The 17421-nt window shown below is 68.1% G+C and carries 15 protein-coding genes; 4 read left to right on the forward strand and 11 right to left on the reverse strand.

What is annotated here, in order from left to right:
- Window positions 1-122: 122 nt before the first annotated feature.
- The 3 genes from fdxA to HMP09_RS12170 all read right to left on the reverse strand — a co-directional run bounded on the left by fdxA (window position 123) and on the right by HMP09_RS12170 (window position 3539).
- Complete coding sequence (fdxA, locus tag HMP09_RS12160) at window positions 123-464, reverse strand: ferredoxin FdxA (protein ID WP_056018438.1); 342 nt, start codon at window positions 462-464, stop codon at window positions 123-125.
- Window positions 465-745: 281 nt separating this feature from the next.
- Window positions 746-1054: an RNA-binding S4 domain-containing protein gene (locus tag HMP09_RS12165; RefSeq protein WP_232090218.1), complete on the reverse strand. Its 309-nt coding sequence runs from the start codon at window positions 1052-1054 to the stop codon at window positions 746-748.
- On the reverse strand, window positions 1047-3539 hold the full coding sequence (locus tag HMP09_RS12170) for a helicase-related protein (protein ID WP_176500584.1): 2493 nt from the start codon (window positions 3537-3539) through the stop codon (window positions 1047-1049). The genes HMP09_RS12165 and HMP09_RS12170 overlap by 8 nt, the downstream gene beginning before the upstream one ends.
- 277 nt (window positions 3540-3816) lie before the next feature.
- On the opposite strand from HMP09_RS12170, the gene HMP09_RS12175 reads away from it, so the two are divergent.
- Window positions 3817-5349 carry a M23 family metallopeptidase gene (locus HMP09_RS12175; protein WP_232090220.1) on the forward strand — a complete coding sequence of 511 codons (1533 nt, stop codon included), beginning with the start codon at window positions 3817-3819 and terminating at the stop codon, window positions 5347-5349.
- Window positions 5350-5547: 198 nt separating this feature from the next.
- On the opposite strand, the gene HMP09_RS12180 is transcribed toward HMP09_RS12175, so the two are convergent.
- From HMP09_RS12180 to HMP09_RS12205, 6 genes are all read right to left on the reverse strand, one after another.
- Window positions 5548-7218, reverse strand: a complete 1671-nt coding sequence (locus HMP09_RS12180) for an ATP-binding protein (RefSeq protein WP_176501742.1) — start codon at window positions 7216-7218, stop codon at window positions 5548-5550.
- A 136-nt stretch (window positions 7219-7354) separates the two neighbouring features.
- Window positions 7355-8113: a TIGR02186 family protein gene (locus tag HMP09_RS12185; protein ID WP_232090223.1), complete on the reverse strand. Its 759-nt coding sequence runs from the start codon at window positions 8111-8113 to the stop codon at window positions 7355-7357.
- A gap of 10 nt (window positions 8114-8123) precedes the next feature.
- The gene (locus HMP09_RS12190; RefSeq protein WP_056064073.1) at window positions 8124-9038 is read right to left on the reverse strand and encodes a sulfite exporter TauE/SafE family protein; all 915 of its coding nucleotides are present in this window, start codon (window positions 9036-9038) and stop codon (window positions 8124-8126) included.
- Window positions 9039-9086: 48 nt separating this feature from the next.
- The gene (locus HMP09_RS12195; RefSeq protein ID WP_232090226.1) at window positions 9087-10028 is read right to left on the reverse strand and encodes a hypothetical protein; all 942 of its coding nucleotides are present in this window, start codon (window positions 10026-10028) and stop codon (window positions 9087-9089) included.
- A 50-nt stretch (window positions 10029-10078) separates the two neighbouring features.
- Window positions 10079-11527, reverse strand: a complete 1449-nt coding sequence (locus HMP09_RS12200; protein ID WP_232090228.1) for a glycosyl transferase family protein — start codon at window positions 11525-11527, stop codon at window positions 10079-10081.
- 247 nt (window positions 11528-11774) lie between these two features.
- Window positions 11775-12278 (reverse strand): outer membrane protein assembly factor BamE, encoded by a 504-nt coding sequence (locus HMP09_RS12205; protein WP_176500587.1) that lies wholly within the window; start codon window positions 12276-12278, stop codon window positions 11775-11777.
- Between the two features lie 134 nt (window positions 12279-12412).
- Here HMP09_RS12205 and HMP09_RS12210 point away from each other — a divergent pair, with 134 nt between their 5' ends.
- Window positions 12413-12919 carry a ubiquinol-cytochrome C chaperone family protein gene (locus tag HMP09_RS12210; RefSeq protein ID WP_232090229.1) on the forward strand — a complete coding sequence of 169 codons (507 nt, stop codon included), beginning with the start codon at window positions 12413-12415 and terminating at the stop codon, window positions 12917-12919.
- Window positions 12916-13440, forward strand: coding sequence for a YceD family protein (locus tag HMP09_RS12215; RefSeq protein ID WP_176500588.1), 525 nt, complete (start codon window positions 12916-12918; stop codon window positions 13438-13440). Before HMP09_RS12210 ends, HMP09_RS12215 begins: the two co-directional genes overlap by 4 nt.
- 188 nt (window positions 13441-13628) lie before the next feature.
- Here the strand turns inward: HMP09_RS12215 and HMP09_RS12220 are convergent, their stop codons facing one another.
- Complete coding sequence (locus tag HMP09_RS12220) at window positions 13629-14168, reverse strand: SixA phosphatase family protein (RefSeq protein ID WP_176500589.1); 540 nt, start codon at window positions 14166-14168, stop codon at window positions 13629-13631.
- 8 nt (window positions 14169-14176) lie between these two features.
- Window positions 14177-16876 carry an ATP-dependent DNA helicase gene (locus HMP09_RS12225; RefSeq protein ID WP_176500590.1) on the reverse strand — a complete coding sequence of 900 codons (2700 nt, stop codon included), beginning with the start codon at window positions 16874-16876 and terminating at the stop codon, window positions 14177-14179.
- A 204-nt stretch (window positions 16877-17080) separates the two neighbouring features.
- On the opposite strand from HMP09_RS12225, the gene HMP09_RS12230 reads away from it, so the two are divergent.
- Window positions 17081-17386, forward strand: a complete 306-nt coding sequence (locus HMP09_RS12230; protein ID WP_176500591.1) for a hypothetical protein — start codon at window positions 17081-17083, stop codon at window positions 17384-17386.
- Window positions 17387-17421 lie beyond the last annotated feature (35 nt).

Genomic DNA, 17421 nt, shown 5'->3' on the forward strand with positions numbered 1-17421 from the left:
TCACGCCAGGCGCACGACTATCGTCATCACGCCCGTCACGGACGTGAGTAGCAGCTTTGCAACAAAATTACCAGCCGCACATGGGCCCCACGTGGCAGCCGGCTTGACCTATCCGGGATTGATCAGTCGCCCGCGCCGGGTTCGGGCGAGAAAAACTTGTCGAACTTGCCCTCGACGCCCTTCATCGCATCCGCGTCCGGCGGCGTCTGGTTGTCGTTGCGCGTGACGTTGGGCCATTGCGCCGAGAAGGTCGTGTTCAACTCGAGCCACTGCTCCAGCCCGCTCTCGGTGTCGGGCAGGATCGCCTCGGCGGGGCATTCGGGCTCGCACACGCCGCAGTCGATGCACTCGCTGGGATTGATCACCAGCATGTTCTCGCCCTCGTAGAAGCAGTCGACGGGGCACACTTCCACGCAGTCCATGTACTTGCAGCGGATGCAGGCATCGGTGACGACGTAGGTCATTGCAGAACTCCTGGGCCGGATTCCTTTCCGGCGACGAACGCGCCAGCGACTATGCGCGCAGGTCGGTCGCGTCAATCATAGCAAGCCTTCTGCGAGACGTTATCAGGGTTTGCCGGTCACGATTCCCCCCGCCCAAGCCACGCCGTCATCCTGACGGAAGTCAGGATCCAGAGTTACGAGACGCCGTCCTTTGGTATCCTGGGTCCTGACTTTCGTCAGGATGACGGGGGTGCTGTTGCGACGTCACCCGCTTCGACGATCGCGTATGTCGGAAATTCAGCTCACTCGGAAGCCGGATCGCGCACCGTCCCAACAGGCGTGCTGCCGGCAATCAGATCCTGATAGCATCCGTGCGCCTCGGGCGCGGGCCCACGCCGCACCGGCAACGCTTCGACCCGGATCACCCGGACCTGATCATCCGCCGCAAACGTCAGCACGTTGCCGACCCGCACCGGGCAATGCGCGCGGTCGATCGGGCGGCCGTCGATGCGGAGGCGCCCCTTCTCGGCGATCGCCTGCGCGGCGCTGCGCGTCTTGGCGAGCCGCACGAACCACAGGAACCGATCGATCCGCATCGCGCCTTCAACCATGGCGAACCAGTGCGGCAAGCCCGGCAAAGGCATTCTGCCGCGACGGATCGACCGGCGTCGGCAGCGCGGGGCGCGCAGGCGGACGACCACGCCATACCCAGCGCGGCGCATCGCCTGCCAGCGCCTTGAATCCGAGTTCGACCATCAACCGCTCCAACGCCGCAGGATCGACACCGATCGAGGTGGCCAGCGCGGGGTCGGGCGCAAACGGCGTACGCCCCTGCCGCGAGTCGTGCGCGGCCCGTGCGATGCGCTCGATCAGATCGACGCGAACCGCCTGAAGCCCGAGCGGGCGGAACCCGGCCTCCAGCACCGCACCCTCGCTGCCACGCGCCAGCACCGTGGCGCCATCGCGCGGGGCGGTGATCGTCGCACCGCGCACCGCCGCGAGGATACGCCGCCAGCGCGCCGACTCGGGCTTGAGCAACCGCGCATCGAACAGGTCGAGCGCGCCGACCGTGATGCCGATCTTGCGCAACCGCTTGCGCTCCTCGGGATCGATCGCGTCGAGCGCGAGCCGCATCGGTAGCCGCGGCAGGATCCCGCCGGCGTCCTCGATCGCACTGGCGACCGCGCGCAACGCCGGCGTGGCGTTCGGATCGCGACTCAGTTCGGCGAGGTGGACCAGCACCGTAATCCGCCGCTTGAGCATCGCGCCGAGCCAGAGCGACAGCCGCGCCTCGATCCGATCGCGCGCCGCCTTGTCGAGACAGTCGAGCGCGCGGTCGAGGATCAGCTTGGGCCGCGCGAACGACGGCCCTGCACCAAGCTTGGCGACCGGGTGCCCCGCCCAGATGATCTGCGCGGCATCGTCGAGCGCGATGTCGCCATCCGCCGCATCGACCAGCGACTGCCCGCGCCGCGACCGCTCGCCGGTCAGCCGCTTTTCCGCCGCCGCGAGCAACAACCTTTTGTCGCTCGCCCGTGCATCCGCCGCCACCGTAAACCGGAACCCGTCGAGACGGCCGATCGGATGATCCTCGACCATCACCTCGCCCTCGGGGCCGATCACCACCGGCAGCGCGCCGGCATCGGCACCGATCTGGCGCATCAGCGCGGTCGTGCGCTTGTCGACGAACCGCTGCGTCAGGCTCGCATGCAGCGCGTCCGACAGCCGCTCCTCCAGCGCCGTCGTCCGCGCCGCCCACAAGGTCGGCTCGGCCAGCCAGTCGGCGCGCTGTGCGATATACGCCCAGATCCGCGTCGCCGCGATCCGCCCGGCGATCACCGGCACGTCCCCTGCCACGGTATCGAGCCGCGCGATCTCGTCCGCGAACCACTGGTGCGGGATATGCCCCCGCCCCTCGCTCAGATGCCCGAACACCCGCGATACGAACCGCGCATGCGGATCGAGCCCGACTTTCCGGAAATCGGGCAAGCCGCACGCCGCCCACAATCGCGCGACCATCGCCGGATGCCGCGTCCGCTCGCGCACCCACCCCTCTTCAGCCAGCCGCTTCAACACGCCCAGATCGAGCGCCTGAGGCGCGGCGCGCAGCACACCGGCTGGGGGCCGCGCCTCAAGGCTCGCGACCAGCGCATCGATGCTGGAGAAATCCGGCTCGCCCTGCCGCCAATAGAGATTTTCGAGCCGCGGAAACCGGTGCTCCTCGATCGCCAGCACTTCCTCGGGCAGGAACGCGCCGGGGCCGTCGTCCGACAGCGCACCGAACGTGCCGTCGCGCTGATGCCGGCCCGCGCGCCCTGCGATCTGGGCCATCTCCGCCACCGTCAGCCGACGCTGGCGCTTGCCGTCGAACTTGTTGAGGCTGGCGAACGCGACATGCGCGACGTCCATGTTGAGCCCCATGCCGATCGCGTCGGTGGCGACCAGATAGTCGACCTCGCCCGCCTGGAACATCGCGACCTGCGCGTTACGCGTCCGCGGCGACAGCGCGCCCATCACCACGGCCGCACCGCCCCGCAGGCGCCGCAACATCTCGGCGACCGCGTAGACTTCCTCCGCTGAGAAGGCGACGATCGCCGAGCGCTTGGGCAACCGGCTGATCTTCTTCGCGCCCGCATAGGTCAGCGTCGAGAAGCGCGGCCGATTGACGATCTCCGCGCCGGGAACGAGCTTCTTGATCATCGGCCGCAGCGCTTCGGAGCCGAGGATCATGGTCTCCTCCCGCCCCCGCGCGCGCATCAGGCGATCGGTAAAGACATGCCCGCGCTCGGGATCCGCCCCCAGTTGCGTCTCGTCCAGCCCGACGAACGCGACGTCGCGATCGGGCATCGACTCGGCGGTACACAGGAACCAGCGTGCGTCGGCCGGTACGATCTTCTCTTCGCCGGTGACCAATGCGACCCGGTTCGCGCCCTTGATCGCGACCACGCGGTCATAGACCTCGCGCGCGAGCAGACGCAGCGGAAAGCCGATCATGCCACTGGAATGCGCGCACATCCGCTCGATCGCGAGGTGCGTCTTGCCCGTGTTGGTCGGGCCGAGAACCGCGGTCACGCCAGCGGAGACATCGTCGCTCATGGCCGACAACATCGGGGGTAAAGCGGGCGTGTGCAATGACCTGTGCGGAATTGCGGGGTTTAGGTGAGGCGAATTGCCTCTCCCTCCCTTAATTGCTGAACCCGGGAACAGAAGACGCGTGCGCCGAAATCTGACACCATCCGGCGAAGGCCGAGCGGGTCTGTAGGATCAGGCGCCCGCAGCCGGAGCACGCCCCGTCGCCGCCAAGCCCCGCAAGCGCCCCGGTTAATTTGACTTTAGTAAGTCGTCGCCACAACCGTCGCTTGGCGCCGAGGACATGCCGGCGCACGAGGTTTTGGACGCGATTTCGGGGCGGGCACGCGTGTATTTGCAGAAGGATCAGGCGCTGGATCTGGCAGGCGGCGCCGCCCGAGGGTTTGGCCGTGCGCGCGATCGTCAGCACGATATCGTATCGAAACTTGCCGCGCCCCGGATCGACTGGGTTCCCGATCTCGGCGCACGGATCGGCAGTCGCGACTGGTGGCGCGGGCTCGCGACCTGCACGGCATTGTGCGCGGCGACCGTCACGCTCGCGCCGGGGTTCACGCCGCTGGTCGGCGCGGTGCCGTCGCCGCTCGCCGGCGCGGAGTGGGAGGAAATGCGGGCGCAGGGCATCGCGCCGCTCGGCCAGGGCGCGACCACCGGGCGGCGAATGGCGGCGAACGATCTCGTCGCGCCGCTCGCCAATGCCCCGGAAAGGCCGACGCTCGAACTCTCCGCGACACTTGGCCAGGGCGATGCGTTCGACCGGGCGCTGATCCGCGCGGGCGTCGGTCGGGGCGATGCGGAGGCCGCCGCCGCGTTGGTCGCGCAGTCGGTCGATCCGATAACCATCCCGGCCGGCACGCGGATCGCGCTGACGCTCGGACGCCGGCCGGACCGCACGGTCGCGCGGCCGCTGGAGCATCTGAATTTCCGCGCACGGTTCGATCTTGCGCTTTCGCTCGCGCGCGGTGCGGGCGGGCTGACCGTCAACCGCGCGCCGATCGCGGTCGATTCGACGCCGCTCCGTATCCAGGGCCTGGTCGGATCCAGCCTGTACCGATCCGCGCGCGCCGCCGGTGTGCCCGGAAAGGCGGTGGAGTCGTTCCTTAAGGCGATCTCGACGCGGCTTTCGATCGGCCGCGACGTGACCGCGGCGGACAGCTTCGACGTGATCGTCGAACGCGAGCGTGCCGCGACCGGCGAGACCAGGATCGGCGACCTGCTGTTCGCCGGGATCGACCAGGGCCGGCGCAAGGTTCAGCTCGTCCGGTTCGCTCCCGATGAGGCGAACGTCGACGCCGACGACGAATCGAGCCGCGGCGGATGGTTCGATGCGAACGGCCAGACCGAACGCCGCGCCGTCTCGGGCATGCCGGTGGCCGGCCGGATCACGTCGAACTACGGCATGCGCTACCATCCGTTGCTGGGCTTCACGCGGATGCACAAGGGGCTCGATATCGGCGCACCCTATGGCTCGCCGATCCATGCAATGACCGACGGGATCGTCACCTTCGCCGGCCGCACCGGCGGATACGGCAATTTCGTCAAACTGTTGCACGGTGGCGGGATGGCCAGCGGCTACGGCCATATGAGCCGGATCGCGGTATCGTCCGGCACCCGCGTCCAGCAGGGCCAGGTGATCGGCTATGTCGGCTCGACCGGCATGTCGACCGGCCCGCATCTGCACTGGGAGGTGTGGAAGAACGGTGCCGCGATCAACCCACGCGCGGTGTCGTTCGCCAGCGTCGCTATACTGTCCGGTGCGAAGCTGCGGGCGTTCAAGGCGAAGGTCGCCCAGTTGCTGGCCGTGAAGGTGGGCGGGTAGCGGATCGTTCCCCATGACGCGGTGACCCAGCCGCACCATGGGACGCTCGATATGAGACGGCCCCAACGCCGTAGCCATGCTGCCAGAAGCCGGTCTGCCTGCCCGACCTTCGACGCCGATCGCGCCATCGCGGACGACCGTAGGGGCAATGTCTCAGGCAGGGCAAACCGACGTGGCGACGGTAGCCCCGCGCCGCCGCTACTTCCCCTGTGCCCGCCAGCGCTGGATCGTACGGCCGATGATCTGGTCCTCGCCGCCGACGTCGCGCCACAGTTCGGAGAATAGCGGGTCACCCGAGGCGGGGCATTTCGCTTCCGCGAGGTCGTCGAAGCTCACGCGGATCGGAATCGTGACGCCCTCCCCGCAGATGATGCATTCGCGATTCCGCAATGCGGGAATCGAATCGAGAAATCCTCGCGCGCCTTCCGGCATCGCCGCGCGGACGAAGGCCTGGTCGCGGTCGTTGTTGAGGCGCATGGCGATTATCGTGCCGCATTGCGACAGCACACCCTCGGCCAGATCCGACGGGCGTTGCGTGATGAGGCCCAGCGACACGCCGTATTTGCGGCCCTCCTTGGCGATCCGGCCCAGGATGCGACCGACCGAACTGTTCGCTTCCGTGCCCGCCGGAATGTAGCGATGCGCCTCCTCGCAGACGAGCAGGATGGGCCGCTGCGGTTCGTTGCGCGACCAGATCGCGAAGTCGAACGTCATCCGCGCGAGCACCGCGACCACCACCGCGGTGATATCCGACGGTACGCCGGAGACGTCGATGATGGAGATCGGCTTGCCGTCGCCGGGCAGGCGGAAGATGCGCGCGAGGAAGCTCGCCATCGTGTCGGCGACGAGCATGCCGGAGAACATGAACCCGTAGCGCGGATCGGCCTTGATCTCGTCAATCTTGGACTTGAGCCGCAGATAGGGCGCGGTGTCGCCGGCGCGGTCCATCTTGCCCATCTCGGCGCTGATGATCGTGGTCAGGTCGCTCAGCATATACGGGATCGGCGCGTCGACGGTCAGCTTGGCGATCTCTTGCCCGAGGCGGCTTTTCGCCTTCGCCGCGAGCAGGCATTTGGCGAGGATGTCGGCATCGAACTGGCGCGCGGAGCCGCTGCTGGTGAGAAAGACCTCGCAATGCTCCTCGAAGTTCATCAGCCAATAGGGCATCTGCAAATTCGAGACGTCGTAGATCGCGCCGTTCGCCTTGAACGCGGCGGCATATTCGCCGTGCGGATCGATCATCACGATATGCCCCTGCGGTGCGAGCTCGCAGATGCGGTGCAGGATCAGCGCGGCGCTGGTCGATTTGCCGGTACCGGTCGATCCGACGAGCGCGAAATGCTTGCCGAGCATCGCGTCGACGTACAACGCCGCGGGGATGTCGGTCGTCGGATAGACCGTACCGATCGTGATGTTCGCACGGTCGTCGGCGGCATAGACCTGTTGCAGGTCCGCCGTGGTGATCGGGAACACCTCGCAACCGGGCATCGGATAGCGCGTGACGCCGCGGCGGAATCGATAGAGCCGGCCGGTCAGCTTGTCCTCGTCGCCTTCGCCGAGATAGTCGATCTCCGCCGCCACGCAGGTGCCGGCGGCATCCTCCAGTTTCAACGAGCGGACATTGGCGACCAGCCATGTCGCGCCGACGCGCATCTTGATCTGGCTGCCGACCTGTCCGGCGGCTGCGACGACGCGGTCGGGATCGTCCTGCAGCACCGCGATCGCGGCACGATCGAGCAGGATGCGGCTGCTCGATCCGGCGATCGCGAAGACGACGCCGATGGGTGCGGCCGCGGCGCTCGCACTCGCGACCCCGCTCGTCAGGGGTGCCGCGCGCAGGAACGCGCCAGGTCCCGGCATGTCGCTCATTGCCGCAAAGTCTCCAGTCATGTCCGACCGACCCTGCCGCGATAATTGTAAATATCCGATGACGACAGCATTGATCTCGCTGAGAAAATCGCTGCGAGAGTGTAGTTACGCACGCATCGCGTGCTTTGGAGGCGCGCTAGACCCTGCGCGCGATCCAGCCTGCCGCCCAACCCAGGAACACCGACAGCGCGACCGCGACCAGCCCGTAGATCACCGAAGACCGATCCGCGGCGCGCGCGACGAAGCGCTCGAACCCCGATTTGCGGATGTCGATGTCGCGTACTGCGGCGGCCAGCACGCGTCCGTCGCGGATCAGGAACGTCTCCGCGGTGAACCGGCCGACGGGCACGCGGGCGGGTATGGACACGCGCGCGCGGTAGAGCACGCCGTCGGTGATCTCGACTGCGCGCGGCGCCTCGTAATACAGGCCGGCCCGGCGCTTGAGGTCGACGAGTCCCTTCTGGAAGCGGTCCTGTATCGGCGCTGGTGCGCTCGACGCTGGCGACAATTGCAAGCTGTCGAGGCCAAGTTCGTAGATCGCGCGCGTCCGATCGTCGACGAGACGGTCGATCGGCTTGGACGAGGCGATCGCGTAGAAGCTGGGGGCGGAGCGGTATCGCAGGCGTGCGGCGTTGACCCAGATGCCGGCGACCTTCTCCTTTTCGCGCATCAGGATCGACTGGGTCGGCCCCTTGACGACGACGACGACGTCGGTGGGCTGCTCACCCGTCGGCAAGCGGCCGCCGGGATAGAGGATCGCACCGAACAGCAGCAGCTCGGCGCCAGTGAAGCTGTAGGCGATCTCGATATTGCGCTGCGACACATCGGGGACGAGCACGGGCTTGGCCTGCGCCATCAGCAACGGCGCCAGCACCAGAAGCGGCCATGGCTTCATGCTCGCCGGCTCACGACAACGCGACCGAGAAGATTTCCTCGGGCCGCCAGACGAGTCCGAGCAGGATCCTCGCGCCGACGAGCAGCACCATGACGGCGAGCCCGAGACGCAGATATTCGGGCCGGAATTTGGTCGCGAACCGGGCGCCGACCTGAGCGCCCACGACCGAGCCCAGCAGGAGCAGCGCGGCCAGCACGATATCGACCGCCTTGGTGGTGGTCGCGTGGACCATCGTCGCGACCGCGGTCACGAACAGGGTCTGGAACAACGAGGTACCGACCACCACCGATGTCGCCATGCCAAGCAGGTAGATCATCGCCGGAACGAGGATGAAGCCGCCACCGATACCGAGCAATATCGTCAGAATGCCGGTGAAGAACCCGAGCAACAATGGAGCGAGCGGCGAGATGTACAGTCCGGAGGCGTAGAAGCGGGTGCGGAGCGGGAGCGCGGCGACGAGCGGGTGATGGCGACGCTTGCGCGCCTTGGGCGGGCGTCCGGTGCGGGCACGGCCGATCGTGCCGATCGATTCCTTGGCCATCAGGCCGCCGATCGAGCCGAGCATGATCACATAGACGATCGCGATCACCGTATCGATCTGGCCACTTTGCTGGAGCAGGCGGAACAACCAGGCGCCAAAAAACGACCCGAGGATACCGCCAGCGACGAGAACGCCACCCATCTTCGTATCGACGCCCTTGCGCCGGAAATGCGCGAACACGCCCGATACGCTGGCTCCGGTCACCTGACTTGCGGACGAAGCGGCGGCAACGGTCGGTGGAATGCCATAGACGATGAGCAGCGGGGTCGTCAGGAACCCGCCGCCGACGCCGAACATGCCCGACAGCAGCCCGACCCCCCCGCCCAGCAGGATGATGACAAGCGCGTTGACCGACAGGTTGGCGACGGGAAGGTATAGATCCACGCGGGCAGCGTTACACCGGATTACGCGGGCGGGGCTAGGCTCGACCTCTCAGAAGTCGCTACCGATCGACAGGGCGGGACCGGAGCCCGGGCGCGCGCCGCCGGCGATGCGTTCACGCCAGTCGAGCGTCAGGCGGATGGTCTTGCGCGAGACGGGCAGCGCGCCGACGATCGAAGGTCCGATGTCGAGACGCTCGGCGTCGCGTTGCGCGCTTCCCCATACGCCGACGCCGACATCGACCTGTGCCCCCGCGAACGTCCCGAGCGGATGCGTGAGTCGTGCGGAGGCATCGACGAAGCCTTCGATCCCGTCTCGCCCGATCGCGCCGGCCTGGCCATACGCTTCCAGACGCAGACCCGGTGCGACGTCCGCCGGACCATAGCCCGCAATCACCCCGACCGTCGGTCCGCCACGTCCGCCATCGAGGGCGAAGCGTTGCTCGGCGACGAGGCGGATCGGTAAGCGCGTCGGTTTCCATTCAATGCCGAACGCCGCCTCCCGTCCGACACCCTCAAGCGGCGTGGCAACGCGCGCGACCACCGCGAACCGGCGATGGCGGCCAAGCGCATAGGCGAGTCGCAAACCGCCTTGCGATGCGCCGAGTTGTCCGCCCGACACCGTTCCAGCTGGACCACCGCGCGCGAGCAGCCATGCGCTGGCGCTGAGTCGCCCCGGTGCTTTGGCGGCCAACGGCAGCGTTACCGGCAAGGGGCTGGCAAACATGTGAGGCGCGGCGGGGAACAGCACATCGGGACGAGCGCGCGCCACCAAGGGTGGCGGCTTGATCGTTGGTGTCTGCCATCGTCGCGGCTCGACGAAGACCGGCTGTGCGAGGGCATCATATGCCACGGTCGCCAGCCGAGGCGGCACGCGTGATCGCCGAAGCACCGCGGCGGCGACTTTGGGCACGAGCACGTCGATAACCCGCGGGATCATGGCCGACGACGGACGTACCGCGACCTCCGGTAATAGGAACGCCACGCGAATCATGACCCATCCCCCCAACGCCAATGCGAGAAACCGCAGCGGGCGGCCGACACTCATCGTGCCACGGCGGCGAGGCCCGGATCGGTGGCAGTTGCGGTGACGGCATCTTCGGGCGCCAGGTTGGGAAACTCGTGGCGCGTCTTGTCCCAAACCGGCGGCGCCCCTCGCAGCATGCCGATATAGACGAGCACCGCGCGTGGTGCGGCGATCAACGCGATGAGATTGCCGACCAGGAACCGCGGTAGCGCCCAGAATGCCTCGCGCACGCCGTAACTGCGCGCCGTGAACAGCATCCGCATGATCAATCGCCACGCCAGCAACGCGCCATTGGCGACAAGCAGCCAGAACGCGATCGGGTATGCGCCGTTCGCGTAGGGTGACGTCACGCCGACCTGGATGTGCAGTACCAAAGACGCCAGCCAGATCGGCACTGCGAGATAGCCCACCGCGAGAATCACGACCGCAAGCGGCGCACGTCGATCGCGCATCCGCATCCAGTGGTCGGCGATCGCGCGGGGCCGCCCCCAGCCGGTACGGTCCCAGCCGGCGAGTGCGATCCCTGTCATCCAGCGCGTCTTCTGGCGCACCGAGTCGCCGAGCGTCCCCGGGAAATAGGCGCGCACGGCAACGACGCTCCCCCTGTCGTCCACCGCGACGCGCGCGAAAATGCCGCGTGCGCCGAGTTCGGCCAGCCTCAGGCCCAGCTCGTAATCCTCGGTCAGGCTGGTCGCATCGAACGGATCGCCGCCCCGCGCCTGCGCGATCAGCGCAAGCACGGCTGGTGCGATGGCACAGCCGGTGCCCGCAAGCGGCATTGCGGCGCCCAATGCGGTCCGGACGACGATCTGCTTGGCGTGCGATTCGGCGAATTCGTCGGCATAATGCCCCGACACCAGTCGCGCACCGCGGTGCACCAGCGGCAGGACGGGAAGCTGGATCACGTCATACTGCTCGATCAGGCTGTCGAAGACCTGCAATTCCTGCGCATGCACGACGTCTTCGGCATCATGGATCACGACAGCCTTGGTCGGCCGATCCCCCCCGCCCCCTTCCCGCAGATCGTCGCGGCACAACGCCTGCCACAGGGTGTTGAGGCAGTCGGCCTTGGTCGTCGGCCCGTCGCGGGGCCCGATCACCAGCCTGATGCGCGCATCGCGTTCGGCGACCGCGGCGATCGCATCGATCGTCCCCCGGTCGTTCGGATAGGCGCCGACATAGATGCGGTAATGGTCATGCACGTAGCGATCGAGCGCGGTCGTCAGCATCCCGCCGATCACCGCCACTTCGTCCCACGCCGCGACGAACACCGCGATCCGTCCGGCAATGCGCGGTGATGGCAGGGTCGCGAGGGTCAAGCGCGCCCGGCCGCCAGCCCTGATCCGCTGACCGATATAGACCAGGTCGACCAGCAGATCGTCGACCCCCCCAAGGAACAGCCCGACGCCTGCAAACAGCAGCATTTCACGCGCGGACGCGTCGATGATCCACAGCGACTCGCCCAAGCCACACCCCCTAACATAGGGTACCGCAGGTTGCCGCCGCAGCGGACATAGTCGCATCGAGAACGGATGTTTGCCTTTTTCGCAAAATTACAGCCGGAACGAGAACCATCGCGTCGAACGCGCGTTACGACGATGATCCCTTTCCCCCCTTTCGGGATCGGCGCCGATGATGCCCGGCCCGGCCGCACCGCTGCGTAGCTTGCGGTGCGGCCTAACCGAGCTCCGGCGATCTCGTCACACCGATATGCTAGGGTCGATTGCGGCCGCCACCGGTGTTGCTGCCGCTACCCGCGCCGCCACCGGCGCCCGCCGCGCCGACCGTTCCGATGTTGCCGAACAGATCCTGGAAGAAGCCGCGTTCGCGACCGAGAGTCGGCGTCTTCTTGCCATAGGGTGCGATCGACGCGACCTGATCGAGGCCGCCGCGACGGATCGCGGTGACGGTGCCCTTCTGGTCGAAGCTGATCTGCAGCGTGATCTGTGCGTTCGGGCGCGGATTGCGGAATGCGAGGTTCCGGCTGTCGCGCGCGAGGTAATACCAGTCGCCCTGGTCGAACTGACCTGCGAGTGTCGGCTTGCCGAGCGTCTGCAGCACCGACTGGCGGTTGTCGACGCCCGGCTGGACCGAGTTGACGAGGTCGGTGTCGACCACATAGCCCTGGTGCGAGCGCAACTGGGTGCAGCCCCCACTGGCCAATGCGGCGACCGCAAGTGCTGCGGCGAGACCCGTACGGGCGGAAAACACGCTCATATAAACTCCCAACCGGGGCACGCGAAAACACGTGACGGGTCCCACGCGATTGCATCGGCCGCCGATCGCCTCGATATGCGAGGATGCGCGGGCAAACAAGCCGAAGCGCGGCTTCGTGTTGAGGACGATAGATTTTGAGCTGGTTGGGAAGACTGCTCGGCGAAAAGCCCGACGAGGCGCTGCCGCTGTATAACGCCGTCGTCGGCAGGGCCCGCGCGGAACATTGGTACCGCGAGGGCGCGGTGCCGGACACGGTCGACGGAAGGTTCGACATGATCGCGACGTTGCTCGCGATCGTGATGCTGCGACTCGAGACGGAGCCCGCTGGCGGCGAACCCGCGGCGCGGCTCGCCGAACGCTTCGTCGACGACATGGACGGGCAGCTCCGTGAAATCGGAATCGGCGACATCATCGTCGGCAAGCATATCGGCAAGATGATGAGCATGCTCGGTGGGCGCCTCGGCGCGTACCGCGATGGTCTGGCGGCGGGCGACATCGCGCCGGCTCTGGTGCGCAACCTGTACCGGGGTGCGGCGCCGGACGAGGCCGCGCTTTCCCATGTCCGCGAATCGGTGATGGCGTTCCATCATGGACTTGCCGCGAGGCCGCTACCGAATTTGTTATCTGGAGAATTACCGTGAAGCCCGAGTTCAGCCGCCTCGAACGCCTCGACACGATCGGCGAGCGCGAGCGGATCGTCGAGATCGCCGCGACCGGGGATGAGCGCGCGGCGCTGGCGAAGCGGTTCGCACTGCTCTCGATCACGCGACTCGACGCACGGCTCGGGATCAAGCGCACAGACAGCGGCATCGTCGTGAAGGGGCGCGTGACCGGCGCGGCAGTGCAGGCGTGTTCGGTGACCGACGAACCGCTGGATACGCACATCGACGAGCCGGTCGCGCTGCTGTTCGTCAAGCAGCTTGTCGCCGAGGGCGATGAGGTCGAACTGTCCGACGATGCGCTCGACATGGTCGCGATCGAGGGGGGTACGATCGATCTGGGCGAGGCGGCGGCGGATACGCTGGCGCTTGCGATCGATCCGTTTCCCCGCGGGCCGAACGCCGCGGCGGCGCTGGCGGCGGCGGGCGTGATCAGCGAGGACGAGTTCCGCCCGGCGAATGCATTTTCGGATTTGAAGGCGAGGATGGCGGGGAAGAGCTGAGTTTCAGCTTCGGAAGGGTGTGAACGCACCCCGTCCGCGCACATTCGCCTCCCCGGCGAAGGCCGGGGTCCAGGTGGAAAGGACGCAGTAACGGCGGACTGCCCTTCATTAGCAACGTCCCCCACCTGGGCCCCGGCCTTCGCCGGGGAGGGGATGTTGATGGGTTCCCACCTTCGCGGGGAAACAGGTTAGTCCGCGTCGGGACCTAGCGTCGGGTCGAGATCGCGGGGGCGGATGAATCGGGTCAAGCGGGCGGTGCCGGTGGCGATGTCCGCCCAGTCGGCCGTGTCGAACTGGAGTTCGGCGATGCTGGCGGTCGGGTATTTGTCCTCGACCGCGTCGCGTAAGGGGTCCGCGCCGTCCGCGACCAGCATTAGCACCAGATCCTCCAACCCGGGATTATGCCCAACCAGCAACGCGCTCTCGGCGTCGCCCGGAAATCCGTGCACCACGTCGAGCAGCGTCGCCGCCGACGCGAGATACACCCGCCGGTCCAGCGTCGGCGCGATCGTCCGGCCATAGCCCGATTCGATCTGCTCCAGCGTCTCCGACACGCGCACCGCGGGCGAGGCGATCGCATGATCGAACGTAAGTCCCAGCGTCCGCATGTGGCGGCCGACCATCGCGGCGGCGCGCTTGCCCTTGGCGTTCAGCGGGCGATCGAAATCCCGCGCGACCGGATCGTCCCAGCCGGACTTGGCGTGGCGCAACAGCGTCAACGTCTTCATGGCAATCCTCAAGCCGGTTCGCGGCTTTCATGCCCTACCGGAGCCCTTGAGGAAAGCCGGCTCGCGACTCGGGCCACCGCTTCCTCGAGCGTGACGCGCGCGATCGGCACGCCCGGCGGGAACGCGGCGAGCAGGCGTGAGGGCATCGCCGCCGACAGCATCACGAACACGCCCGAATCGTCGGCACGGCGGATCAGCCGGCCAAACGCCTGCGCCAGCCGCGCGCGGACGATTCGGTCGTCATAGGCCGAGCCGCCGCCCGCAAGACGGCGCGCGGCGTGAAGCACCGACGGCTTTGCCCAGGGCACGCCCTCCATCACCACGAGTCGCAGCGATTCGCCGGGGACGTCGACGCCGTCGCGCAGCGCATCGGTGCCGAGCAGCGACGCGCCCGGATCGTCGCGGAAGATGTCGACCAGCGTGCCGGTATCGATCGGATCGACGTGCTGCGCGTGGAGCGGCAGGCCTTCGCGCGCGAGGCGATCGGCGATTCGGCCGTGCACGCCGCGCAGCCGCCGGATCGCGGTGAACAGCCCGAGCGTGCCGCCACGGCTGGCGACGATCAACTGCGCATAGGCGTTGGCGAGCGCGCCGATATCGCCGCGTTTTACGTCGGTGACGATCAGCACTTCGGCCTGGCGGGTATAGTCGAACGGGCTCTTCGCCTCGAACCGCGCGGCGGGGCGGAGAAGGTGCGGCGCGCCGCTGCGCGCTTCGGCGACGTCCCAGTCGCCGCCGCCGGTGAGCGTCGCGGAGGTGACGAGCGCGCCGTGGGCGGGTTTCAGGACGATCTCGGCGAAGGGCCGCGTCGGGTCGAGCCAGTGGCGGTGGAGGCCGATGTCGAACTCGCGGCCCTCGATCCGGTCGACCGCGAGCCAGTCGACGAAATCGCCGTCGACCGGTCCGCCGACCCGCGCGAGCAGCGACAGCCACGCCGCCACCGTCTCCGCGCGCCAGCCGATCGAGGCGATCGCGCCCTCGACTCGCGCTCGGGCGGGGCCGTCCATCCAGTCGGGCGCTTCAGCGAGCACCGCTTCGAGACGACGGCCGAGCGTCACGAGCGGGCGGACGAGCGCGTCGAGCGCGGCGGCGGCGGGTGCCGCGGCCTCGATCAGCGTCGCGTCGGGTTCGGCGAGTTCGGTTTCGAGACCATAGCCCGCATCGCCGGGCTGCTCGGCGCGCGCGTAGGTGAGGCCGCGGACGGCGGCGAGCAGCGTCTCGATCGGGCCGAACGGCGCGCCTTCGCCGAGGCGTTGCAGCCAGCCGTCGGACGCCAGCGCGCCCGCCGCGGTGACCGCGTCGCTGATCGCCCTTGCCCCCTGTTCGTCGTAGCTGGCGAGATCGGACAGGCGCGCGGCGAGGCCTCGCCTGCGGCCGCGACCGCTCGATTCGGGGCCGAGGATCCAGCGGCGCAGTTCGATCGTCTCGGCGCCGGTCAGCGCGGTGGCGAACATCGAATCGGCCGCGTCGAAGATGTGGTGGCCCTCGTCGAACACGTAGCGCGTCGGCCGGGTCGCCAGTTCGCGGCCGCGCGCGGCGTTGACCATCACCAGCGCGTGGTTGGCGATGACGATATCGGCGTCGGACGAGGCGCGCGCGGCGCGCTCGATGAAGCATTTCCTGTAGTGCGGGCAGCCCGCATACACGCATTCGCCGCGTCGGTCGGTCAGCGCGGTCGAGCCGTTGCGGCGGAACAGGGTGGGTAGCCAGCCCGGCAGGTCGCCGCCGACCATGTCGCCGTCCGCGCTATAGGCGGCCCAGCGCGCGACGAGATGCGCGAGGATCGCCGCACGGCCCGCGAATCCGCCCTGCAGCGCATCCTCTAAGTTGAGCAGGCACAGGTAATTCTCGCGGCCCTTGCGCGTGACGACCTTGGCCTTGCGGATCGCAGCGTCGGGATAGAGCCGCGCGGTTTCCTGCCCCAACTGGCGTTGCAGCGTCTTCGTGTAGGTCGAGATCCACACCGCGCCGCCCGCCTTCTCCGCCCACAGCGACGCGGGCGCGAGATAGCCGAGCGTCTTGCCGATCCCGGTGCCCGCCTCGGCGAGGACGAGGTTGGGCGTGTCGCGCATCGCGCGCGGCGCGAAGGCGGCGGTCGCGGCGCCGGCATAGGCACGCTGGCCGGGGCGTTCCTCCGCGCCGTGCCCGGTAAGGTCGACGAGGCGCGCTTCGGCATCGCCGGGCTCGATCGTGACGGTACGCGGGGCGGGGCGCGGCGCATGCTCCTCCCATTCGGGCAGCACCGAGAACAACCAGCGTTCGTTGACCGTGGGCTTTTTCAGCCGCTCGGCGACGACCGGTGCCCAGGGCCAGCGCAGGCGAAACAGCGATTGCGCGGAGGTCCACGCGCCTTCGCGCTCCGGCCAGTCGCCGTCGGTGATCGCCAGCATCGCTTCGGCCGCGTGGAGGAGGAACGGCGCGACCTCGGCATCCTCGCACGGCACGTCCAGCCCGGTGACGCGCGCGATCCCCTTGGGCGTCGGCACGGCGAACTGCCCAGGCCGCAGGAACGCGTAGAGTTCGAGCAGGTCGAGCCCAGACAGGTCGGGATATCCCAGTCGCTGCCCGACGAGCGGCGCGTTGAGCATGATGACCGGCGTATCGGCCGCGATCCGAATCGCCTCGCCGCGCCCGATCGGACGGGCACCGTCCGCGTTCGCGATCCAAATACCGGCGTGGCTGGCGTGGAGGGCGGGATAGCGAAGCACCGGGCGACCTTGCTGCAACGAGAACGAAAGGGCAACCTGTTGTGGCGCTGCGGTGCTCCAACCATGGCGGCACGATCGTACCCCGCCAGAGCGAGGATTATCGGGAATCGGGGTGCGGATCCGCCGTTACGCAACCGGTACGGTGCCCGCGCGTTGCGCCCCTATCGATACCAAGCTTTATCTACATCAACAGGGACGATCATCATGCGGAAGTTTCTCATGGCGCTGAGCGCGCTCTCGCTCGCAATTCCTGCCGCCGCCGTGTTGCCGACGGGCAAGGCCGAAGCCCGCTCGAAGCGCGAGTATCGCGGCCATGATCGTCGCTACCGTGCAAAGCGTTGCCGCCATTCGAGCGGCACGACCGGCCTGGTCGCGGGCGGCGTCGGCGGTGCGGTGCTCGGCAACGCGGTCGGCGGCGGCCTGCTCGGCACGCTGGCCGGTGGTGCAGCGGGCGCGCTCGGCGGCCGCGCGGTCGACAGGACGATCACCGCGAAGGATCGCTGCCGCTAAGACCCATGCGGCGGTGTGGGGGTGACGGACAGCAG

Source organism: Sphingomonas sp. HMP9 (assembly GCF_013374115.1).
In the GTDB taxonomy this organism is placed as follows: Bacteria; Pseudomonadota; Alphaproteobacteria; order Sphingomonadales; family Sphingomonadaceae; genus Sphingomonas.